Genomic DNA, 16,072 nt, shown 5'->3' with positions numbered 1-16,072 from the left:
AGGCGCGCGCGAGGACAAGCCATGAAGAAGAAGACCTATGACAGCCCGGCAGCGGCGCTTGAAGGCGTGCTTTTCGATGGCATGACGATCATGTCCGGGGGGTTCGGCTTGTCGGGCAATCCGGAGAGTCTCATCCCGGAAATCCGGGCAAGCGGCGTCAAAGATCTGACCGTGATTTCGAACAATGCCGGGGCGGACGGCTTCGGCCTCTGGATGCTCCTCGAAACCCGACAGATCCGCAAAATGATCTCGTCCTACGTCGGCGAGAACAAACTGTTCGAACAGCAATATCTATCGGGCGATCTCGAACTCGAACTCACGCCACAAGGCACGCTCGCCGAGCGCATCCGGGCTGGCGGCGCAGGTATCCCGGCTTTCTATACCAAGACCGGCGTCGGGACGCTGGTGGCAGAGGGCAAACCGGTCGAGACGTTCGACGGCGAGGACTATGTCCGCGAAACCTGGTTGCGTGCTGACCTCGCAATCGTGAAGGCGTGGCGCGCCGATCCGGCCGGCAATCTGATGTTCCGGAAGACAGCCCGCAATTTCAATCCGAACATGGCCACGGCTGGGCGCGTAACCGTCGCCGAGGTTGAGGAGATCGTCGAGGCCGGAAGCTTTGACCCCGACTGCATTCATACGCCAGGCATCTATGTCGATCGGGTTGTGTTGAGTACGATCAATGAAAAACGGATCGAGAAACTGACCGTACGTCAGCGGGAAGCCGCCTGATGCCATGGACACGCGAACAGATGGCGGCCCGCGCTGCCACTGAGTTGCAAGACGGGTTTTACGTCAATCTGGGGATTGGCATTCCGACCCTCGTCGCCAATTACGTGCCGGCGGGGTTGGACGTCACGCTCCAGTCGGAAAACGGAATGCTGGGGATCGGGCCGTTTCCGGACCGCGAGGCCGTCGATCCGGACTTGATCAATGCGGGCAAGCAGACGATCACGGCGTTGCCGACTTCGAGTTTCTTCTCGTCGGCGGACAGCTTCGCGATGATCCGCGGCGGGCATATCGACATGGCGGTACTGGGGGCGATGGAGGTCAGCGAGGCAGGCGATATCGCCAATTGGACCATCCCCGGGAAGATGGTGAAGGGGATGGGGGGTGCCATGGACCTGGTCGCGGGCGTGAAACGCGTGGTCGTCGTCATGGATCATGCCAACAAAGCGGGCGACCCGAAGATCCTTGCGCAGTGCACGTTGCCGTTGACGGGCAAGGCGTGCGTCGATCTCATCATCACGGATTTGTGCGTCATGGCGTGCGACAAGCCGGGTCTGCGGCTTCTCGAGCTCGCCCCTGGCGTGTCGCTCCAGGAGGTGCGCACGAAGACCGGCGTGGCCTTCGCGGCAGAGCCTGTTCCGGCGGACTCGGCCTGATGCCCTTCGTTCGCTCGCAGGGCGCAAATATCTACTGGAAGGTCGAGGGCGATCCGCAAAAGCGGCCCTTGGTCCTGCTCAATTCGATCGGAACCGACATGGATCTCTGGGCGGAGGCCCTGGTCCCGCTTCGGCGCGAATTCTCGCTCCTCCGCATCGATACACGCGGACACGGTGCCTCGGACGTGTCGATGTGCGATTACGAGCTGGCTCTGCTGGCGGCGGACGTGCGGGCAGCAATGGATGCGGCGGATGTGCGCGCCGGCGCTATCGCGGGCGTTTCTCTGGGCGGCATGATCGCGATGCAGCTTGCCCTCGACGTGCCAGGTCGGGTTACCAGCCTCGTTCTCGTCTGCACCTCGTCAACCATGGACAGATTCGCGTGGACAGCGCGGGTCGATAAGGTCCGCGCCGAGGGAATGGCCGGGATCGCGGATCTCGCAATGTCGCGCTTCCTGTCGCCGGACTTTGCAGCCGAGCGACCGGACGTCGCCGCGACGGTCCTGCGCGGACTGCTCAATATGGATCCGGCCGGCTACGCCGGGTGCGCGGCCGCCATTCGCGACATGAACCTGGCTGCCCGGCTCGCGAATATCCAGGTCCCGACGCTGACCGTGACCGGTCGGAAAGATTCCTCGACCCCGCATGACGGACATGGCGAACATCTGATCGCCGCGATTGACGGGGCGGTGCATGTCGCGCTGGATGCCGCACATCTGGCACCGCTCGAAGCACCGGACGATCTTGCCGCTGCGATAATCGATTTTCTAAAACCCTGAGGTTTCATGGCAGACGCCTTCATTTGTGACGCGATCCGGACGCCTATCGGCAAGCTCAACGGCGCGCTCTCGTCGGTAAGGGCTGACGATCTGGCGGCAATCCCGATCCGCGCCTTGATGGCGCGTAACCCCGATGTCGACTGGGCTGCCCTCGATGACACGCTGCTCGGCTGTGCGAACCAGGCGGGCGAAGACAATCGCAACGTAGCGCGAATGGCGGTTCTGCTCAGTGGACTGCCCGAGGCAGTCCCGGGCGCGACGGTGAACCGGCTCTGTGCTTCGGGCCTCAACGCCGTCGGGATCGCCGCCCAGGCCATTCGCTCGGGCGATGCGACCTTTCTGATCGCCGGCGGCGTGGAGAGCATGACGCGGGCGCCCTATGTGATGGGCAAGGCGTCGGCACCCTTCGATCGCACACAGACGATCGAGGACACCACACTCGGTTGGCGGTTCGTCAATCCGGCCATGCGTGCGGCCTATGGCGTCGATACGATGCCCCAGACGGGTGAGAATGTCGCCGAGCTGTGGCGGGTGAGCCGGGACGACCAGGATCGCTTTGCGCTTGCCAGCCAGGAAAAGGCGGCGCGCGCGATTGCCAGCGGGCGCATGGCTGCGGAGATTGTGTCCGTCACGCTCGCCCAGAAACGCGGCGATCCGATCATCTTCGACACAGACGAGCATCCGCGCGCGACGAGCGCTGAGGCGTTGGCGAGACTCAAGCCGGTCATACGCAGTGATGGAACCGTCACCGCGGGCAACGCCTCGGGTTTGAATGACGGTTCAGCCGCGATGCTGATTGCCTCGGAAAGCGCGGCCGCCAAGCAGGGCTTGAGCCCGCGAGCGCGTATCTTGGGGATGGCGGCCGCCGGCGTGGCGCCCAGAATTATGGGGGTCGGACCAATCGAGGCGGCACGCAAGCTGTCCCACCGCACCGGCATTGGCATCGACAAGCTCGACGTGATCGAGCTCAACGAGGCGTTCGCCAGTCAGGCGATTGCGACGCTACGTGACTTGGGCGTCGAGCAGGATGATCCCCGCGTCAATCGCAACGGCGGCGCGATCGCGCTCGGTCATCCGCTTGGAATGTCCGGTGCGAGGATTGCCATGACCGCAGTCGAAGAGCTGCACCGTAGCGGCGGGCGCTATGCGCTGGCCTTCATGTGCATCGGTGTCGGCCAGGGGCTCGCGCTCATGCTGGAGCGGGTCTGATCCACCCGCTGTCGGTCGTCCGCATCGCTGCGAGCGCCTCCGGCAGATCGAAGCTGTGGATCTGATCGAAGCGGTAGGAAAATTCCGTTATCACGCGCTGCTTCGCTGCTGAGGCCTGTCGCTGTGACTTATACGCGAGTCGCAACCGCAACCCCGATGGCCGCCGTCACGAGACCGCAGATCTGCAGGATGGTCAGGGCTTCGCCGAAGATCGCGAAGGCAATAATCGCGACGACCGGAGGGACAAGGTAGAACATCGACGCGACAGACGAGACCGCGCTGCGTCCGATCATGAGGAGCAGCAACGTCATGCCGCCGACAGACAGGCCGGCGACCGACCAGCCGAGCCCGACGATGGCCTGCCATGTCATGTCGAAGCGGCCCACCTCGGTCAGAGCAGCCAGCGCTCCCACGATGACCGCCGATGCACCAAATTGGATCGCGGCGCCGGCGCGAAGGTCGATCCGGCTGCCCGTATGCTTTTGCCAGATCGTGCCCAAGGTGATGGCGACCGTCGCGATGCCGGCGAGCGCGATCGTAATCGGCGCTGCAGAGTGAAGGGACGAGGCAAATTGCGGCACTAAGACCAAGCCTGCACCGACGAAGCCGATCAGGATGCCGAGCCATTGCTTGCGCGTGACGCGCTCGCCGAGCAGGGGCTCCGCCAAAGCGGCCGTCAGCAGCGGCTGCAGGCCGGTGATCAGCGCGCAGACAGCTGCAGGCAATCCATGGCTCACCGACCAAAAGACGCCCGCAAGATAGACACCCTGCATGAGGGCTCCGGCGAGGGCACAATCACGCCAAACCCTCGGCGACCTTGGCCAGGATATGCCCGCGGCCATCGTCAGCGCTACGAAGATGCAGGCCGTAAGCGCGAAGCGAATCGTCAGAAACGTCAACGGGTCGGCGTGTCCGCCGATGAGCCGTGCGACCAAAAAGCCGGTCGCCCAGATGCTAACGAACAGCATCGGGGCGGCCGTCTCGAGGCAGTGCGACGGCGAGGCTGGCCTCGTCGTCACCTGGAGGGAGATGTCTTCAGAAATTATAAGTGCCTTCCACCGTGAACATCCGCGGTGGGCCGTAAGTGACTTCGGCATAGCCGGAGGAGGCGGTGAGAGAGGAGTTGCCGCTGCCCCGATACGCCTTATCGGTCAGGTTTGTGATGCCGGCCGCCACGCTGAACCGATTTTCGGGTGCTTGATAGCGAATGCTGATATTGACCAGCGCGTATTTGCCCTGAGCGATCTGCTCGGTATTCGGCGCATCGAAGTAGGTCTTGCTCCGGAACGCGACGTCGGCCCGAGGCGTGATCGCGCCTTGCCCGACAGGGACGCGGTACGCGACGCCGCCGTTTAGGCTCCAATCCGGCGAATAAGCCTGCTTGTCATCGAGATCGACGACGCCCAGCGCATGCGGCGCCAACCCGATCTGACCGGCAAGGAGCGCGGGCGTAAAGCTGTCATATTCGAAATGCGTATAGCCGACGCCGAAGTTGATCAGCATCGGTGATATGGGGCTGAATGTGCCTTCGACCTCGAAGCCATTGATCGTTGCCTTGCCAGCGTTGCGTACCACGGGTGCGACACCCTCACGAACAACGATCTGGATATCGTCATATTTCGAGTGGAATCCGGCCACCGAGAGCCGCAACGTCCGACCGACCAACAATTTGCCGCCGAGCTCGTAGGTTGCGACCCTTTCCGGGTCAAACTCCGGCAGGAATTCGCGCCCGGTCGGCGCGTTCGCCGAAATCACAGGCTGAACGATACGCGTGTTGAACCCGCCGCTTTTGAAGCCCTGCGAATAGCTCGCATAAGTCATAAGCTCGGGTGTCCACTGATATTGCAGCGTCGCGGCAGGCGTCACCTTGCTGCTCGTCTTGGAGTTCAACACCGGATTGAACAGATAGATGTTTGACCCCCTGCAGGCGGCGGCCGGCGCACCGGTGCGCGGAGCGCCTAGGCATACCATCTGGGCATTTAACGGGGCGGGGTAGGCGACGTTGTAGCCGACATTCGTATAGCCGTAACCCGAGCCGGCAGCGGTCTCGTACGGAGTCGCCTCCTTTTTGTCCCGCGTGTAGCGCAGGCCGACCGTTACGTTCAGCTTATCCGTGACCGCGAACGACTCCTGAGTGAATAGCGCGATCGACTGGTTCTTGATAGAAGCGTTGTTGTTGAGGCCGCCGACCCGCAATTCCTCGCCGGTCGTGGCACTGATTTGGGAAGGCAGGAAGACCGGGTAGAACTGATAGTCAGTCTCGCGGAAATAATATGCACCAAATAGATACTTAAGGCGGCTGTTTGCAGTTTCTCCCACAAACTGAACTTCTTGCGTAAACTGCTTGATATTATCCTTGTTAACCGTCTCTAGGATCAGGAGTGGCGTATTGTCGGCATCTCGAATTGAAAAGGGCTTCGTCTTTCGATAGGCCGTTATGGACTTGACGCTTATCCAGTCCGCGGGCTCATATTTGAGTGTCAGCCCGGCGCCGTACATTTCGAGCTGTGACTTGCTGGGCGCCTCGGATGCGACCTTGTACGGCCCAAGCGCCAGATACTGGTTGTTGGCGCAACGGCGGTCATTATTCTCGGGGACGAGGGTGACAGGTGTCGTCAGCGCGAAACCGGGGCAGCCGGCGATTGCAGACGCAAACCGGACGAAGGCGGCGCTCGTGTTGATGCCGCCGAACACGGTCGGTGATCCGTTGACACTGTCGCGGGTATAGTCCCCGATGAGCAGGGCTTCGAATTTGTCGCTGGGCTTCCACAGGAGACTTGCGCGGCCGGCGAAGGTATCGACGTCGCCAAGATGGCGACCGCTCAAGATATTGGTCACGTAGCCTTTGCGATCACGCTTGGTTGCTGCGAAACGGAGCGCCAACGTATCGGTGATCGGAAGATTCAACACGCCCTTGACATCGCGCCGACTATAATCGCCCAGAGTAGCTCCGATGTTTCCCGACACGCCGTTGAAATTGGGGCGAGCCGAGAAAATCTGGATGGCGCCGCCGACGGTGTTGCGGCCGAACAATGTTCCCTGCGGGCCACGCAGAACTTCGACGCGGTCTACATCCAACAGCGAGATAGCTGTCCCACTCGCGCGGGCGAAATAGACTCCGTCAACATAGAAACCCACGCCTGGATCAGTTGAAGCGAGGAAGTCGGTTTGCCCCACGCCGCGGATGAAGATTGCGGACGAGGAGCTGTTGCCGGAGGCGGGGGCGACAGCGCTGAACTGCACGTTCGGCGCGAGTTGCGTGAGCTTATCGGCGGAATCAATCTGGCGCTCGGCAAGCGTATTGCCGCCAAAAGCAGCAACTGAGATCGGCACATTCTGAATACTTTCCTCGCGGCGCCGTGCCGTTACGATGATGTCGCCGATGCCACCGGCAGGACTGCCGTCCGTCGCGGCTGCAGGTGGCAGCGTCGCGGTCACGTCGGGAGCGCTTTGCGCCGATGCCACGGTTGGAGTACAGCCCAATGCGATGGCGAGCGAAGTTGCTGACGCTGTGCGTTGCAGCCGGGTCGCAAGGTTCGGCTTTTGGATCATTCTTCCCTCCTTTTCGCCCGGCCTGCGCTCAAGATGATGCGCGGCGCGGGGCGTTATTGTTGTGATGTTTTCGGATTGGCCGACCCAATACTGGAAGTCAGAGTAGACAACGTCCCGGCACAACGCCGACGCGCGTACAAGAGTGACGATCCTCTATTCGAAGGTTCGTCCGCGTGCCAATTTTCGTGAGACTGGATATCCAGTTGTTGTGGTCAGCCGATCGCCTCCTCTCCATTACTTACGATGTTGGTCATCGTGATATTGCGACCGACTTTGGACGGTTCAGCATTGGGGAAGGTAACGGGGGCCGTGAAATGCCGTCCAATACAGATCCCGTATGCGGCCGATACCTTCAAAGTGTCGATCGACGAGGACGGGGCGGGCGATGACGCCACTTGCCATCAGTAAATCCGGGGCAGCCGTCGGGTAAACGGTGCTGCAAAACATGGAGAGGTCGCGCCGGCTTTCGACACTGTTCGGTAAAAAAACTGCCGCTTTCGGGTCACGAATATCTCTCGCTCCGCGGCACGCGATCGGTTTTGAGCGACGTCGGTTCCGCCGGGTCTGAAACCGGCCAGATCAGCAACCCGATACCGGCAGGGTTGCTGCATTTGACGGAGCTCACATAGTACGATGCCGCGACGGCGCCCTCGGGCGGGCCGGACGCAACGCCTTGTTGGATGCGCAGCGGCGCCGCCCCGACCGAACTGGCCCAGCCCCCGGTTCAAACACGCGGCCCCGGGGCATAGATACCGCGCAGCTTCCGTTCGCTCATTGCGGCACGACATGTGTAGAGACGAGGGCGCGAGCGATCGCCACCTCCGCACGTCGGACCGGCCCGAATGACCGGCCCAAGGAGCAGGGCTACACCCGCCAGGCGCGGCGCATCGCGTTGGATTTGCCGGCTGTCACCACGGCAGAACGCTGTTCTGATAATCGATGAAGCAGCTGCCGCGGCTGCCGGCCCGAGCCTCGATCGCGTCCGCGATGCCGCGGACGCTCGTCTCGACCTCGAGCGGTGCCTGGTCGCCGCCCATGTCTGTCTTCACCCAGCCGGGCATAATCGCGAGCACGGCGCGATCACCACCAGCGCGGACCGCGTAGCCGCGCAAAAGGCGGTTCAGCGCGGCCTTGCTAGCGCCGTAGAGCTCGTAGCTGACGGCCGGTTCGACGGAGATGCTTCCGAGCGCTGACGTCATTGCGGCGATAGTCCCGTTTGGCCTCACACGATCGCTCAACTGTTCGATGACTCGCATTGGCCCCAGCGCGTTGGTGCGCATCACCCGGTCGAATTCTTCCGTGGTGACCTCTCCGATGGGCGTCGTGGGATCGTCGCTTACGCCGGCGTTCACAAACAAGAGATCGAGGCTCGTCGCCGACAGGCGCCCGGCGAGCGACGCGATGCTGGCCTCTTCATTGATGTCGAGCGCTTCGACGCGCAGTGCGTCACAAGCGAGCGCCGCCAGGTCTGCCGAAGCACCCGGCTGCCGTTCGGTCGCGACGACAGTCCAGCCGCGGCTCAGATACTCCCGGACAAGGCCCAGGCCGATCCCGCGTGATGCCCCCGCGACGAGGGCGGTCTTGAAATTGCTCATCCATTGTTCCTTTGTCTCGCAGAGTGTCGGCCGCAGGACGATAGCGCGACGACGATTCCACTGATGATGATGTTGGCGTGCCGGGCGTGCGCTGCTGCGACCTAAAGTTGATGTAGGTCATTGATCGGCTGCTGTGATCACGCAGCTTCCGCATTTGTAATTGCGGGATCCTATTTGGTGAAACCTGCGAACGGCGCAAAATAGATGGCTCCGAAACCATCGAGCTTCTTGCGGATCTCAGCGGTCGGCTCCCCGTAAACGAAGAGATAGTCGATCGTGGCAAACGCCAGGAATTCCGCAGCGTAGGGAGCGAACGTCTCTTCCACATGCGGCAGTACGCCGGCCATACGATAGCGCTCGACGATATGTACCGCCGTGCGGTCAGCGTTGACGACATATTCGTAGGTCAGGGTGTCCGGCTCCTCATGCGAGGCGGCGACAATCTTGTCGATCAAAGCCTTGAACTGATCGAATTCCTCCGGCCGGGTCGAGAGATGGTAGATGGAGAGAATCTCGTTTTGCATGGGGGTTATCCTATCTGAAGCTATGTTCGCCGCTTTACCGTAGAGCAGGGATCGTTAAAGCCGTGCGCGGGCGACAAATAGTATACCAGCGAGATACAATGGCTGATATTGATCCGTTAACCGGCGTTTCGGTTTTTGTTGCCGCAGCGCGGCTCGGCAGTTTCACGCTAGCAGCCGAGCGGTTGGGCGTGACGAAGTCAGCGGTCGGCAAAACCGTCGCGCGGCTCGAGGACCGTCTGGGGGTGAAGCTGTTCAACCGAACAACGCGCTCATTTCGGCTGACGGCCGACGGCGAGGCCTATCTTGCGGCGTGCTCGACGGCACTCGAGGAAATCAACGCCGCGCAGGAGGCACTTTCAACGAGCAGCCGGGTCTTGAGCGGTCGCCTCCATATCGACATGCCCGTCGCATTCGGACGGGCCGTGCTGCTTCCGATCCTGATCGATTTGACCCGAGCGCATCCGGAATTGACCCTAACGCTGAACTTCACGGACGCCACCAGCGACATTCTTCAGGACGATGTAGATCTCGCGATCCGCTTCGGTGTGCTCAGGGACAGTACCAACCTGGTCGCGCGGCATCTTGTGAGCCAGCCTCGCATCATCTGCGCCTCTCCGGCCTATCTGGCTCGCCACGGAGTCCCGACCAGCCTCGCCGATCTTCGTCACCACCGGTGCGTTCTGGGGGCGGCGAAGGGGCCACCCCTTGCATGGTTCGTAATAGAAGCCGGCGAGGAGAAGCGCATCAGCCCGCCTGTCACCCACCAGCTGAGTGACGGGCAGGCGATGGTCGACGCGGCGACCGCCGGATTGGGCATCTGTCAGGTCCCGGTGTCGATCGTTCGCAACCAGTTGGCGCGCGGGGAGCTGCAGCCGGTTCTTGAAGCCTTCGCAGGCGCCCTCGTCGACGTCCATGCGGTTTGGCCGCGCCGGGCTAGACTCAGCCCGCGCGTGCGCTATGTCGTCGACGAGCTGATCCAGCAAGCCGCGCTCGGGCATCTCGGGTGAGATGTCCGCTGTTCATGCGGGCGCGGCATTCAAACTCTTATCCAGCCGCTTCGCGTGCCACCGCAGATGATCGGTCATGAAGGTCGAAATGAAATAATAACTATGGTCATAATGCGGGCGGCGCGTGAGCGTGAGCGTGATCCCAGCGGACGCGCATGCGGCTTCCAACAGCTCCGGTCGCAGCTGCTGCTCTAGAAACGGGTCGGCCAACCCTTGGTCGACGAGGATGGCTTCAGCCCGCGCGCCATCCTCGATAAGCGCAACCGCATCATGGCGGCGCCATGTCTCTCGATCGCCCCCCAAGTAGCCCCCCAATGCCTTTTCGCCCCAGGGTACTTGGCTTGGGGCAACGATCGGAGCGAACGCTGAAATCGCGCGGAAGCGCTCAGGAAAGGTCAGCCCGATTGTCAGCGCACCGTGACCGCCCATCGAATGACCCATGATCGACTGCATCGCCGGGTCGGCCGGAAAATGTGCGAAAATAAGCGCTGGCAGTTCCTCCGTGACATAGGTCCACATTCGATATTGGCGGGCAAAAGGGGGTTCGGTGGCATCCACGTAGAAGCCGGCACTCAAGCCGAAATCATAAGCTCCTGCCGGGTCGTCCGGGACCGACTCACCACGAGGGCTGGTGTCGGGCGCCACGAAAATCAGCCCGAGTGCGGCGCAGGCCGCTCGGAACTCCCCCTTTTCCGTCACATTGGCGTGGGTGCAGGAAAGCCCCGAAAGAAACCAGACGACCGGCAGTTTCTGTCCGGGCTGATGCGGCGGCACGTAGACCGAGAAGGTCATCTCCGAACCCGTCGCGGTGGACGCGTGGCGGTAGACGCTTTGGGTGCCGCCGTGGGCCCGATTGGTCGAAATCGTCTCGAGCATCTCAGGCGGCGTGCCGCTGCCTGAAGGCATGCGTCGCGAGCGTATCCATCAGCACGGGATCGAGACAATCATAGGGCTCGAGACCGAGCCGCCTGATCTGTTCGCGCACGGCGTTCATCTCGCCCGGGTCGACGCCGCCCTCGATGATTGACGAGACGAAGGCGGCAAAGCCAGGAGGGGGTACTTCGCTTCCGTCAAGCAGTTCCGCATGGACGAAGTCGAGGCCGAAAAAAGCGTGGCTGGGGTCTTCGATTCGACCATACATATGCACGCCGCACGCGCGGCAGGCATGGCGCTGGATGGTCATCTTCTGGTCGACAATGGTCAACTTTTCTTGCCCCGCAACGACGGTTACCCCGTCGCGAGGGACGACGCCGATGACCGCGAAGACGGCGCCCTGCGGCTTCCAGCATTTGGTGCAACCACATGCATGGTTGTGGGCGATCGCGCTGTCGATTGTGACGCGTACCGGGTCGGCCTGGCAGTGGCAGCTTAACGCGCCGCCGGTGAACGCCGTAGGATGAAACGACAGATCCGCGTCGAGCGCGGGATGTAGTGCGATGGTCATGATAGGCTCCAAACTCTGCGTGGCGCGCTTAATCAGTAAACGACGACCGAGCGGATGCTCTCGCCGGCATGCATGAGGTCGAACCCCTTGTTGATTTCATCCAAGGTGAGGACGTGCGTGATCATCGGGTCGATCTCGATTTTCCCGTTCATGTACCAGTCGACAATCTTGGGAACGTCCGTGCGCCCCTTTGCTCCGCCAAACGCGCTGCCCTGCCACACCCGGCCGGTGACTAGCTGGAAGGGGCGCGTCGATATCTCCTTGCCCGCCTCCGCGACGCCGATGACCGTTGAGACACCCCATCCCCGATGGCAGGCCTCGAGCGCCTGACGCATAACCGTGGTGTTGCCGGTGCAGTCGAACGTGTAGTCAGCGCCGCCGTCGGTGAGCGAGACCAGGTGCTGGACGATATCGCCATCGATCTTGGCGGGATTGACGAAATGGGTCATTCCGAAACGGCGACCCCACGCTTCCTTATCGTCGTTGAGATCGACCCCGACGATCATGTCGGCACCGACCATCCGGGCGCCTTGAATGACGTTGAGACCGATGCCGCCCAGTCCGAAGACGATGACCGTATTGCCGACCTGAACTTTGGCGCTGTTGACGACCGCACCGACGCCGGTGGTGACACCGCAACCAATGTAACAGCTCTTGTCGAACGGAGCGTCCTCGCGAATTTTTGCGACCGCGATCTCGGGCAAGACGGTGAAGTTCGAGAAGGTCGAACAGCCCATGTAGTGAAATATCGGCTGGCCCTTGTAACTGAACCGCGTCGTGCCGTCGGGCATCACACCCTTGCCCTGAGTGGCCCGGATCGCCGTACACAGGTTGGTTTTTCCACTGAGGCACGACTTACACTGCCGGCATTCGGGTGTGTACAGGGGGATGACATGATCGCCCGGTTTTACCGAGCGGACGCCGGGGCCGACCTCACGGACAATACCGGCGCCCTCGTGACCGAGAATGCTTGGAAACAGTCCTTCGGAATCGAGCCCTCCGAGCGTGTAGGCATCGGTGTGACAAATCCCGGTCGCCATGATCTCGACGAGGACCTCGCCTGCCTTGGGGCCTTCGAGATCCACCTCAATGATCTCGAGCGGCCTTTTTGGCTCGAAAGCGACTGCGGCACGCGTTTTCATTTCAGTCTCCAATATCACCTGATGCGCTACATAAGCTCTGGCTCAGAACGGGATAACACCCCCAGAAAGCAATTCATTCGTGCTATGCGGGGACAATGACGAACTGGGATGGTATCGAGGAAGTGGTGGCTGTGGAGGCGGCGGGATCGTTCGCCGGCGCTGCTGCCGCGCTTGGCCTTTCGAGTTCGCATGTGAGCCGTGCCGTCGCCCGTCTCGAAGCGCAGCTTCAGGTGCAGATCTTCTATCGCACGACACGGCGCGTGGTTTTGACCGACGATGGCCGGACCCTTGTTGAAGGTCTCAAGCGCGTCATTGAGGATCGCGATGAAGCGTTCGCCCGCATGTCCGGCGCCGGCGATCCCCGCGGAGAAGTCAGGCTTACCTGCTCCATGGCGCTCGGCGAACGGTTCGTGGTCCCGATCGTTCGCAGCTTTGCGGCATCGCATCCCGGCATTAGCGTCCGGATCGAGCTCACCAATCGCCTCGTGGATCTTGTCGGCGAGGGCTTCGATGTTGCGATCCGGACCGGCGATCTAGCCGACAGCCGCCTCATTGCCACACGCCTGGCGTCGCGCAGGCTGCACGTCTGTGCTGCCCCTGGCTATCTGGCGCGGCACTCGCCGCCGCGCGAGATTCATGACCTTAAAGACCACGAGTGCCTGATCGGGACCAATGACGTCTGGACCTTCTCGGCAAAGGGCAAGGAAATCACGCATCGCGTGAAAGGCCGCTGGCGCTGTAACAGCGGTCTTTCGGTCATGGAGGCGGCCCTCGATGGCATGGGAATCTGCCAGCTCCCGGACTTTTACGTCCGCAGAGCGATCAAGGAAGGACGCCTGATGCTCCTCCTCGAAAGTTTCGAGGCCGGCAATGAGCCGATATGGGCCGTCTACCCTCAGCATCGCCAGCAACTCGCGCGCGTGCGGCTTTTGGTCGATCGCCTCAAGGCTCACCTGCAGGGCGCGCTCGACGCGGCCGAGTGAAGCGCGAGCCCCCATTGCGGCAAACAGATCCAGGCGGGCCGTGAGGCGAGCGGCGAGACAACCGCTCAGCCGTGGCGACGGATGAATTCCGCGAATGTGGCGATCTGGCCCGCCACAAAGTCGCGCGTCGGAGCGTCCGTCAGCATCGCGGGATCGCCGGCCACTTTGGTCGCCACCTGGCCGATCATGACTTCGGGCTTGTTGAGCATCATCGCGTCGAGAAAGATGAAGACCTGGCGAAGCTGATACTGGGCCCGCGAACCGCCCAGCAGGCCGGGCGAAGAGCTTTGCAGCGCGACCGGCTTTCGGGCAAATGGTGACGGCGAGACCCGCGATAGCCAATCGAGCGCGTTCTTTAGAACACCGGGGAACGAGTAATTATATTCTGGCGTCACGATGATGACGCCATCGGCGCCTTGGATCGCTTCAGCCATGGCGAGAACCGCTGCCGGAAATCCATCCGCCTGGGTGTCCGCATTATAGTGGGGAAGATCGCCGATCGATGCCAATGGCTCGATCACCACGTCGTCCGGAGCAAGCGCGGCGAGCGTTCGCGCGATCGCTGCGCTGTAGGAGCCTTGGCGCAGGCTGCCGACCATCGTTACGAGGCGGAGTGTTGGCTGCTCGATCATATGAGTTCCTCAAGTGAAGGATTATTGGAATCGATATCCGGAGAGCGCGGTTTGCATCACGCGCTCGGTATACACGCGCTCCCCCGGACCGTCGGCTGCGCCTGCGGCAACGAGCAGCGGCAAGAGATGTTCTTCGCGGGGATGAGACAGGCGCGCGGCAGGCGCTCCTTCCCATTCAATAAGTCGCGCGGTCCGCTCGGCCGGCGCCATCGCAACCGTTTCGCCCAGCCAGGCGTCGAAATCTTCTGACGGATGAGTGAAACGCGGATCGCCATAGCCGCGCATGTTGTGAAAGCTCATGCCAGCACCGATGATCAGCACGCCTTCATCGCGCAATGGCGCGAGCGCGCGTCCGAGCGCCAGATGACGGCTCGGGTCCAAACCGCGCTCAATCGACATCTCGACGATGGGAACCGCCGCATCCGGCCACATGACCTTGAGGGGTACGAAGACTCCATGATCGAGGCCGCGCTGCGGGTCCACCTTAGCAGAAAGACCGGCGGCGTTCACCAAGGCCGCGGCGCGCTCCGCAAGCGACGGCGCACCCGGTGCGTCGTAGCGCAGGGCATAGGTATGTGCCGGGAAGCCTGAATAATCGAAGATCAACTCCGGCCGTGAACGACCGGTAAACGCGAAACCTCCGTGCGTTTCCCAATGTCCAGACACGATCAGGATCGCCAACGGGGCCTCGCCGAGCGTGGCGGGCAAAGCGCGCAGAAACTGCGCCATCCCCGTCCAGGTTCCCTGTGGATCGTCCATGAAAAAGCATGGGCCGCCGCCGTGCGGAATGAAGAATGTGGGTTGGCGCTGCATCGGACTTCCTCTCCGCAGCGATATGGCGTGTTGATCCCTGACCGATAATAGCGCTTCTGAGACTATGCCCTTCAACCAGCAGTAGGAAGTCATGGCCGATCGATTGACCGGGATCGAAGTGTTCGCGCTCGCCGTGCGGCTCGGCAGCCTGTCCGCCGCGGCACGCAGTATGGGGATGTCGGCGGCCATGGCCGCCAAGCATCTGGGAGCACTCGAAGCGCGGCTGGGCGCGACGCTGGTCAATCGTACCACGCGTCGGCTGTCCCTGACTGAGGCAGGCGTGAGCTATCTCGACAGAGCCGAGCGTATCCTGGTCGATCTGCGGGAAGCGGAAAGTGACGTGTCCGCCCGGTCGATCACGATCGAAGGAACCCTACGGGTGAGCGCGCCCGCTTCGTTCGGCGTCATGCATCTCGCGCCTCTCATCGCGGAGTTCTGCGCCCGCCAACCGGGTGTGACCATCGAACTGGGCTTGAATGACCGTTATGTCGATCTGCTAGAGGAGCGATGGGATGTCGCCATTCGCATAGGGCGTCTGGCCGACAGCTCGCTCATCGCGCGCAAGCTGGCCTCCGCCCGCTTGAGCGTCTGTGCTGCGCCTGGTTATCTAGCGCGGCGCGGGACGCCGGGGTCGATTGATGAACTCGGTCAGCACAATTGCCTTGGCTACACGCTGGCGCCTTTGGTCGGAGCGACCCATTGGGGCTTCGAGCGCGATGGCAGCGTCAAGATACCGATCCGCGGCACGCTAAACGCCAACAATGGCGAAGCGCTCGTCAGCGCTGCGCAAGCAGGTCAGGGGATTGTCTACGCGCCCCGTTTCATGACGGCCGGTTTCATCGCGGCAGGTGATCTGGTCGAGCTGGAGATTGGCATGCCCTTGCTCGATCTCGGTGCGATCTACGCGGTCACGCACGCGACGCGGCGTCCTGCTGCAAAAACGCGCGCGTGGATCGACTTCCTCGCCGAGCGGATGCCGGACCTCGCCAAAGACTGGTGAGTTTAAA

General features: G+C 62.1%; 16 protein-coding genes. 7 read left to right on the top strand and 9 right to left on the bottom strand.

Annotated elements, in window-relative coordinates:
- Positions 1–21 precede the first annotated feature (21 nt).
- The 4 genes from Q4F19_RS13050 to pcaF are packed head-to-tail and all read left to right on the top strand — an operon-like array spanning position 22 to position 3,373.
- On the top strand, positions 22–732 hold the full coding sequence (locus tag Q4F19_RS13050) for a CoA transferase subunit A (RefSeq protein ID WP_303543219.1): 711 nt from the start codon (positions 22–24) through the stop codon (positions 730–732).
- Positions 732–1,385, top strand: coding sequence for a 3-oxoacid CoA-transferase subunit B (locus Q4F19_RS13045; RefSeq protein WP_303543218.1), 654 nt, complete (start codon positions 732–734; stop codon positions 1,383–1,385). The genes Q4F19_RS13050 and Q4F19_RS13045 overlap by 1 nt, the downstream gene beginning before the upstream one ends.
- Complete coding sequence (gene pcaD, locus Q4F19_RS13040) at positions 1,385–2,164, top strand: 3-oxoadipate enol-lactonase (RefSeq protein WP_303543216.1); 780 nt, start codon at positions 1,385–1,387, stop codon at positions 2,162–2,164. Before Q4F19_RS13045 ends, pcaD begins: the two co-directional genes overlap by 1 nt.
- 6 nt (positions 2,165–2,170) lie before the next feature.
- Positions 2,171–3,373 (top strand): 3-oxoadipyl-CoA thiolase, encoded by a 1,203-nt coding sequence (pcaF, locus tag Q4F19_RS13035; protein ID WP_303543214.1) that lies wholly within the window; start codon positions 2,171–2,173, stop codon positions 3,371–3,373.
- A 128-nt stretch (positions 3,374–3,501) separates the two neighbouring features.
- Here the strand turns inward: pcaF and Q4F19_RS13030 are convergent, their stop codons facing one another.
- The 4 genes from Q4F19_RS13030 to Q4F19_RS13015 all read right to left on the bottom strand — a co-directional run bounded on the left by Q4F19_RS13030 (position 3,502) and on the right by Q4F19_RS13015 (position 9,044).
- Positions 3,502–4,341, bottom strand: coding sequence for a DMT family transporter (locus Q4F19_RS13030; RefSeq protein WP_303543398.1), 840 nt, complete (start codon positions 4,339–4,341; stop codon positions 3,502–3,504).
- Between the two features lie 67 nt (positions 4,342–4,408).
- Positions 4,409–6,925 carry a TonB-dependent receptor gene (locus Q4F19_RS13025; protein WP_303543212.1) on the bottom strand — a complete coding sequence of 839 codons (2,517 nt, stop codon included), beginning with the start codon at positions 6,923–6,925 and terminating at the stop codon, positions 4,409–4,411.
- A gap of 908 nt (positions 6,926–7,833) precedes the next feature.
- A complete protein-coding gene (locus Q4F19_RS13020; protein ID WP_303543210.1) occupies positions 7,834–8,520 on the bottom strand; it encodes an SDR family NAD(P)-dependent oxidoreductase in 687 nt (228 codons plus the stop codon).
- A gap of 170 nt (positions 8,521–8,690) precedes the next feature.
- On the bottom strand, positions 8,691–9,044 hold the full coding sequence (locus Q4F19_RS13015; RefSeq protein WP_303543208.1) for a putative quinol monooxygenase: 354 nt from the start codon (positions 9,042–9,044) through the stop codon (positions 8,691–8,693).
- A gap of 98 nt (positions 9,045–9,142) precedes the next feature.
- Here Q4F19_RS13015 and Q4F19_RS13010 point away from each other — a divergent pair, with 98 nt between their 5' ends.
- Complete coding sequence (locus tag Q4F19_RS13010; protein WP_303543207.1) at positions 9,143–10,051, top strand: LysR family transcriptional regulator; 909 nt, start codon at positions 9,143–9,145, stop codon at positions 10,049–10,051.
- 12 nt (positions 10,052–10,063) lie between these two features.
- Here the strand turns inward: Q4F19_RS13010 and fghA are convergent, their stop codons facing one another.
- The 3 genes from fghA to Q4F19_RS12995 are packed head-to-tail and all read right to left on the bottom strand — an operon-like array spanning position 10,064 to position 12,637.
- Positions 10,064–10,927 carry an S-formylglutathione hydrolase gene (gene fghA / locus Q4F19_RS13005; RefSeq protein ID WP_303543206.1) on the bottom strand — a complete coding sequence of 288 codons (864 nt, stop codon included), beginning with the start codon at positions 10,925–10,927 and terminating at the stop codon, positions 10,064–10,066.
- 1 nt (position 10,928) lies between these two features.
- Positions 10,929–11,495 (bottom strand): S-(hydroxymethyl)glutathione synthase, encoded by a 567-nt coding sequence (gene gfa / locus Q4F19_RS13000; protein WP_303543203.1) that lies wholly within the window; start codon positions 11,493–11,495, stop codon positions 10,929–10,931.
- Positions 11,496–11,527: 32 nt separating this feature from the next.
- Positions 11,528–12,637, bottom strand: a complete 1,110-nt coding sequence (locus tag Q4F19_RS12995) for an S-(hydroxymethyl)glutathione dehydrogenase/class III alcohol dehydrogenase (protein WP_303543201.1) — start codon at positions 12,635–12,637, stop codon at positions 11,528–11,530.
- 95 nt (positions 12,638–12,732) lie between these two features.
- On the opposite strand from Q4F19_RS12995, the gene Q4F19_RS12990 reads away from it, so the two are divergent.
- On the top strand, positions 12,733–13,620 hold the full coding sequence (locus Q4F19_RS12990) for a LysR family transcriptional regulator (RefSeq protein WP_303543199.1): 888 nt from the start codon (positions 12,733–12,735) through the stop codon (positions 13,618–13,620).
- Between the two features lie 65 nt (positions 13,621–13,685).
- On the opposite strand, the gene Q4F19_RS12985 is transcribed toward Q4F19_RS12990, so the two are convergent.
- Positions 13,686–14,252, bottom strand: coding sequence for an NADPH-dependent FMN reductase (locus Q4F19_RS12985; RefSeq protein WP_303543197.1), 567 nt, complete (start codon positions 14,250–14,252; stop codon positions 13,686–13,688).
- 21 nt (positions 14,253–14,273) lie between these two features.
- Positions 14,274–15,065: a DODA-type extradiol aromatic ring-opening family dioxygenase gene (locus Q4F19_RS12980; RefSeq protein WP_303543195.1), complete on the bottom strand. Its 792-nt coding sequence runs from the start codon at positions 15,063–15,065 to the stop codon at positions 14,274–14,276.
- 91 nt (positions 15,066–15,156) lie between these two features.
- On the opposite strand from Q4F19_RS12980, the gene Q4F19_RS12975 reads away from it, so the two are divergent.
- Positions 15,157–16,065, top strand: a complete 909-nt coding sequence (locus Q4F19_RS12975) for a LysR family transcriptional regulator (RefSeq protein ID WP_303543193.1) — start codon at positions 15,157–15,159, stop codon at positions 16,063–16,065.
- The last annotated feature ends 7 nt before the right edge of the window (positions 16,066–16,072 follow it).

Origin of the sequence: Sphingomonas natans, assembly GCF_030546695.1 — a bacterium.
GTDB classification, from domain to species: domain Bacteria; phylum Pseudomonadota; class Alphaproteobacteria; order Sphingomonadales; family Sphingomonadaceae; genus Sphingomonas_I; species Sphingomonas_I natans.
Note: the sequence above shows the minus strand (reverse complement) of the source record. Positions and strands in the feature narration are given on the sequence as shown.

Coding starts and splice junctions, on each gene's coding strand:
- Q4F19_RS13050 (WP_303543219.1), top strand. CDS start 22: ATGAAGAAGAAGACCTATGACAGCCCGGCAGCGGCGCTTGAAGGCGTG.
- Q4F19_RS12980 (WP_303543195.1), bottom strand. CDS start 15,065: ATGCAGCGCCAACCCACATTCTTCATTCCGCACGGCGGCGGCCCATGC.
- pcaF (WP_303543214.1), top strand. CDS start 2,171: ATGGCAGACGCCTTCATTTGTGACGCGATCCGGACGCCTATCGGCAAG.
- Q4F19_RS13010 (WP_303543207.1), top strand. CDS start 9,143: ATGGCTGATATTGATCCGTTAACCGGCGTTTCGGTTTTTGTTGCCGCA.
- gfa (WP_303543203.1), bottom strand. CDS start 11,495: ATGACCATCGCACTACATCCCGCGCTCGACGCGGATCTGTCGTTTCAT.
- Q4F19_RS12990 (WP_303543199.1), top strand. CDS start 12,733: ATGACGAACTGGGATGGTATCGAGGAAGTGGTGGCTGTGGAGGCGGCG.
- Q4F19_RS13015 (WP_303543208.1), bottom strand. CDS start 9,044: ATGCAAAACGAGATTCTCTCCATCTACCATCTCTCGACCCGGCCGGAG.
- Q4F19_RS12985 (WP_303543197.1), bottom strand. CDS start 14,252: ATGATCGAGCAGCCAACACTCCGCCTCGTAACGATGGTCGGCAGCCTG.
- Q4F19_RS13020 (WP_303543210.1), bottom strand. CDS start 8,520: ATGAGCAATTTCAAGACCGCCCTCGTCGCGGGGGCATCACGCGGGATC.
- Q4F19_RS13030 (WP_303543398.1), bottom strand. CDS start 4,341: ATGCTGTTCGTTAGCATCTGGGCGACCGGCTTTTTGGTCGCACGGCTC.
- Q4F19_RS12995 (WP_303543201.1), bottom strand. CDS start 12,637: ATGAAAACGCGTGCCGCAGTCGCTTTCGAGCCAAAAAGGCCGCTCGAG.
- Q4F19_RS12975 (WP_303543193.1), top strand. CDS start 15,157: ATGGCCGATCGATTGACCGGGATCGAAGTGTTCGCGCTCGCCGTGCGG.
- Q4F19_RS13025 (WP_303543212.1), bottom strand. CDS start 6,925: ATGATCCAAAAGCCGAACCTTGCGACCCGGCTGCAACGCACAGCGTCA.
- pcaD (WP_303543216.1), top strand. CDS start 1,385: ATGCCCTTCGTTCGCTCGCAGGGCGCAAATATCTACTGGAAGGTCGAG.
- Q4F19_RS13045 (WP_303543218.1), top strand. CDS start 732: ATGCCATGGACACGCGAACAGATGGCGGCCCGCGCTGCCACTGAGTTG.
- fghA (WP_303543206.1), bottom strand. CDS start 10,927: ATGCTCGAGACGATTTCGACCAATCGGGCCCACGGCGGCACCCAAAGC.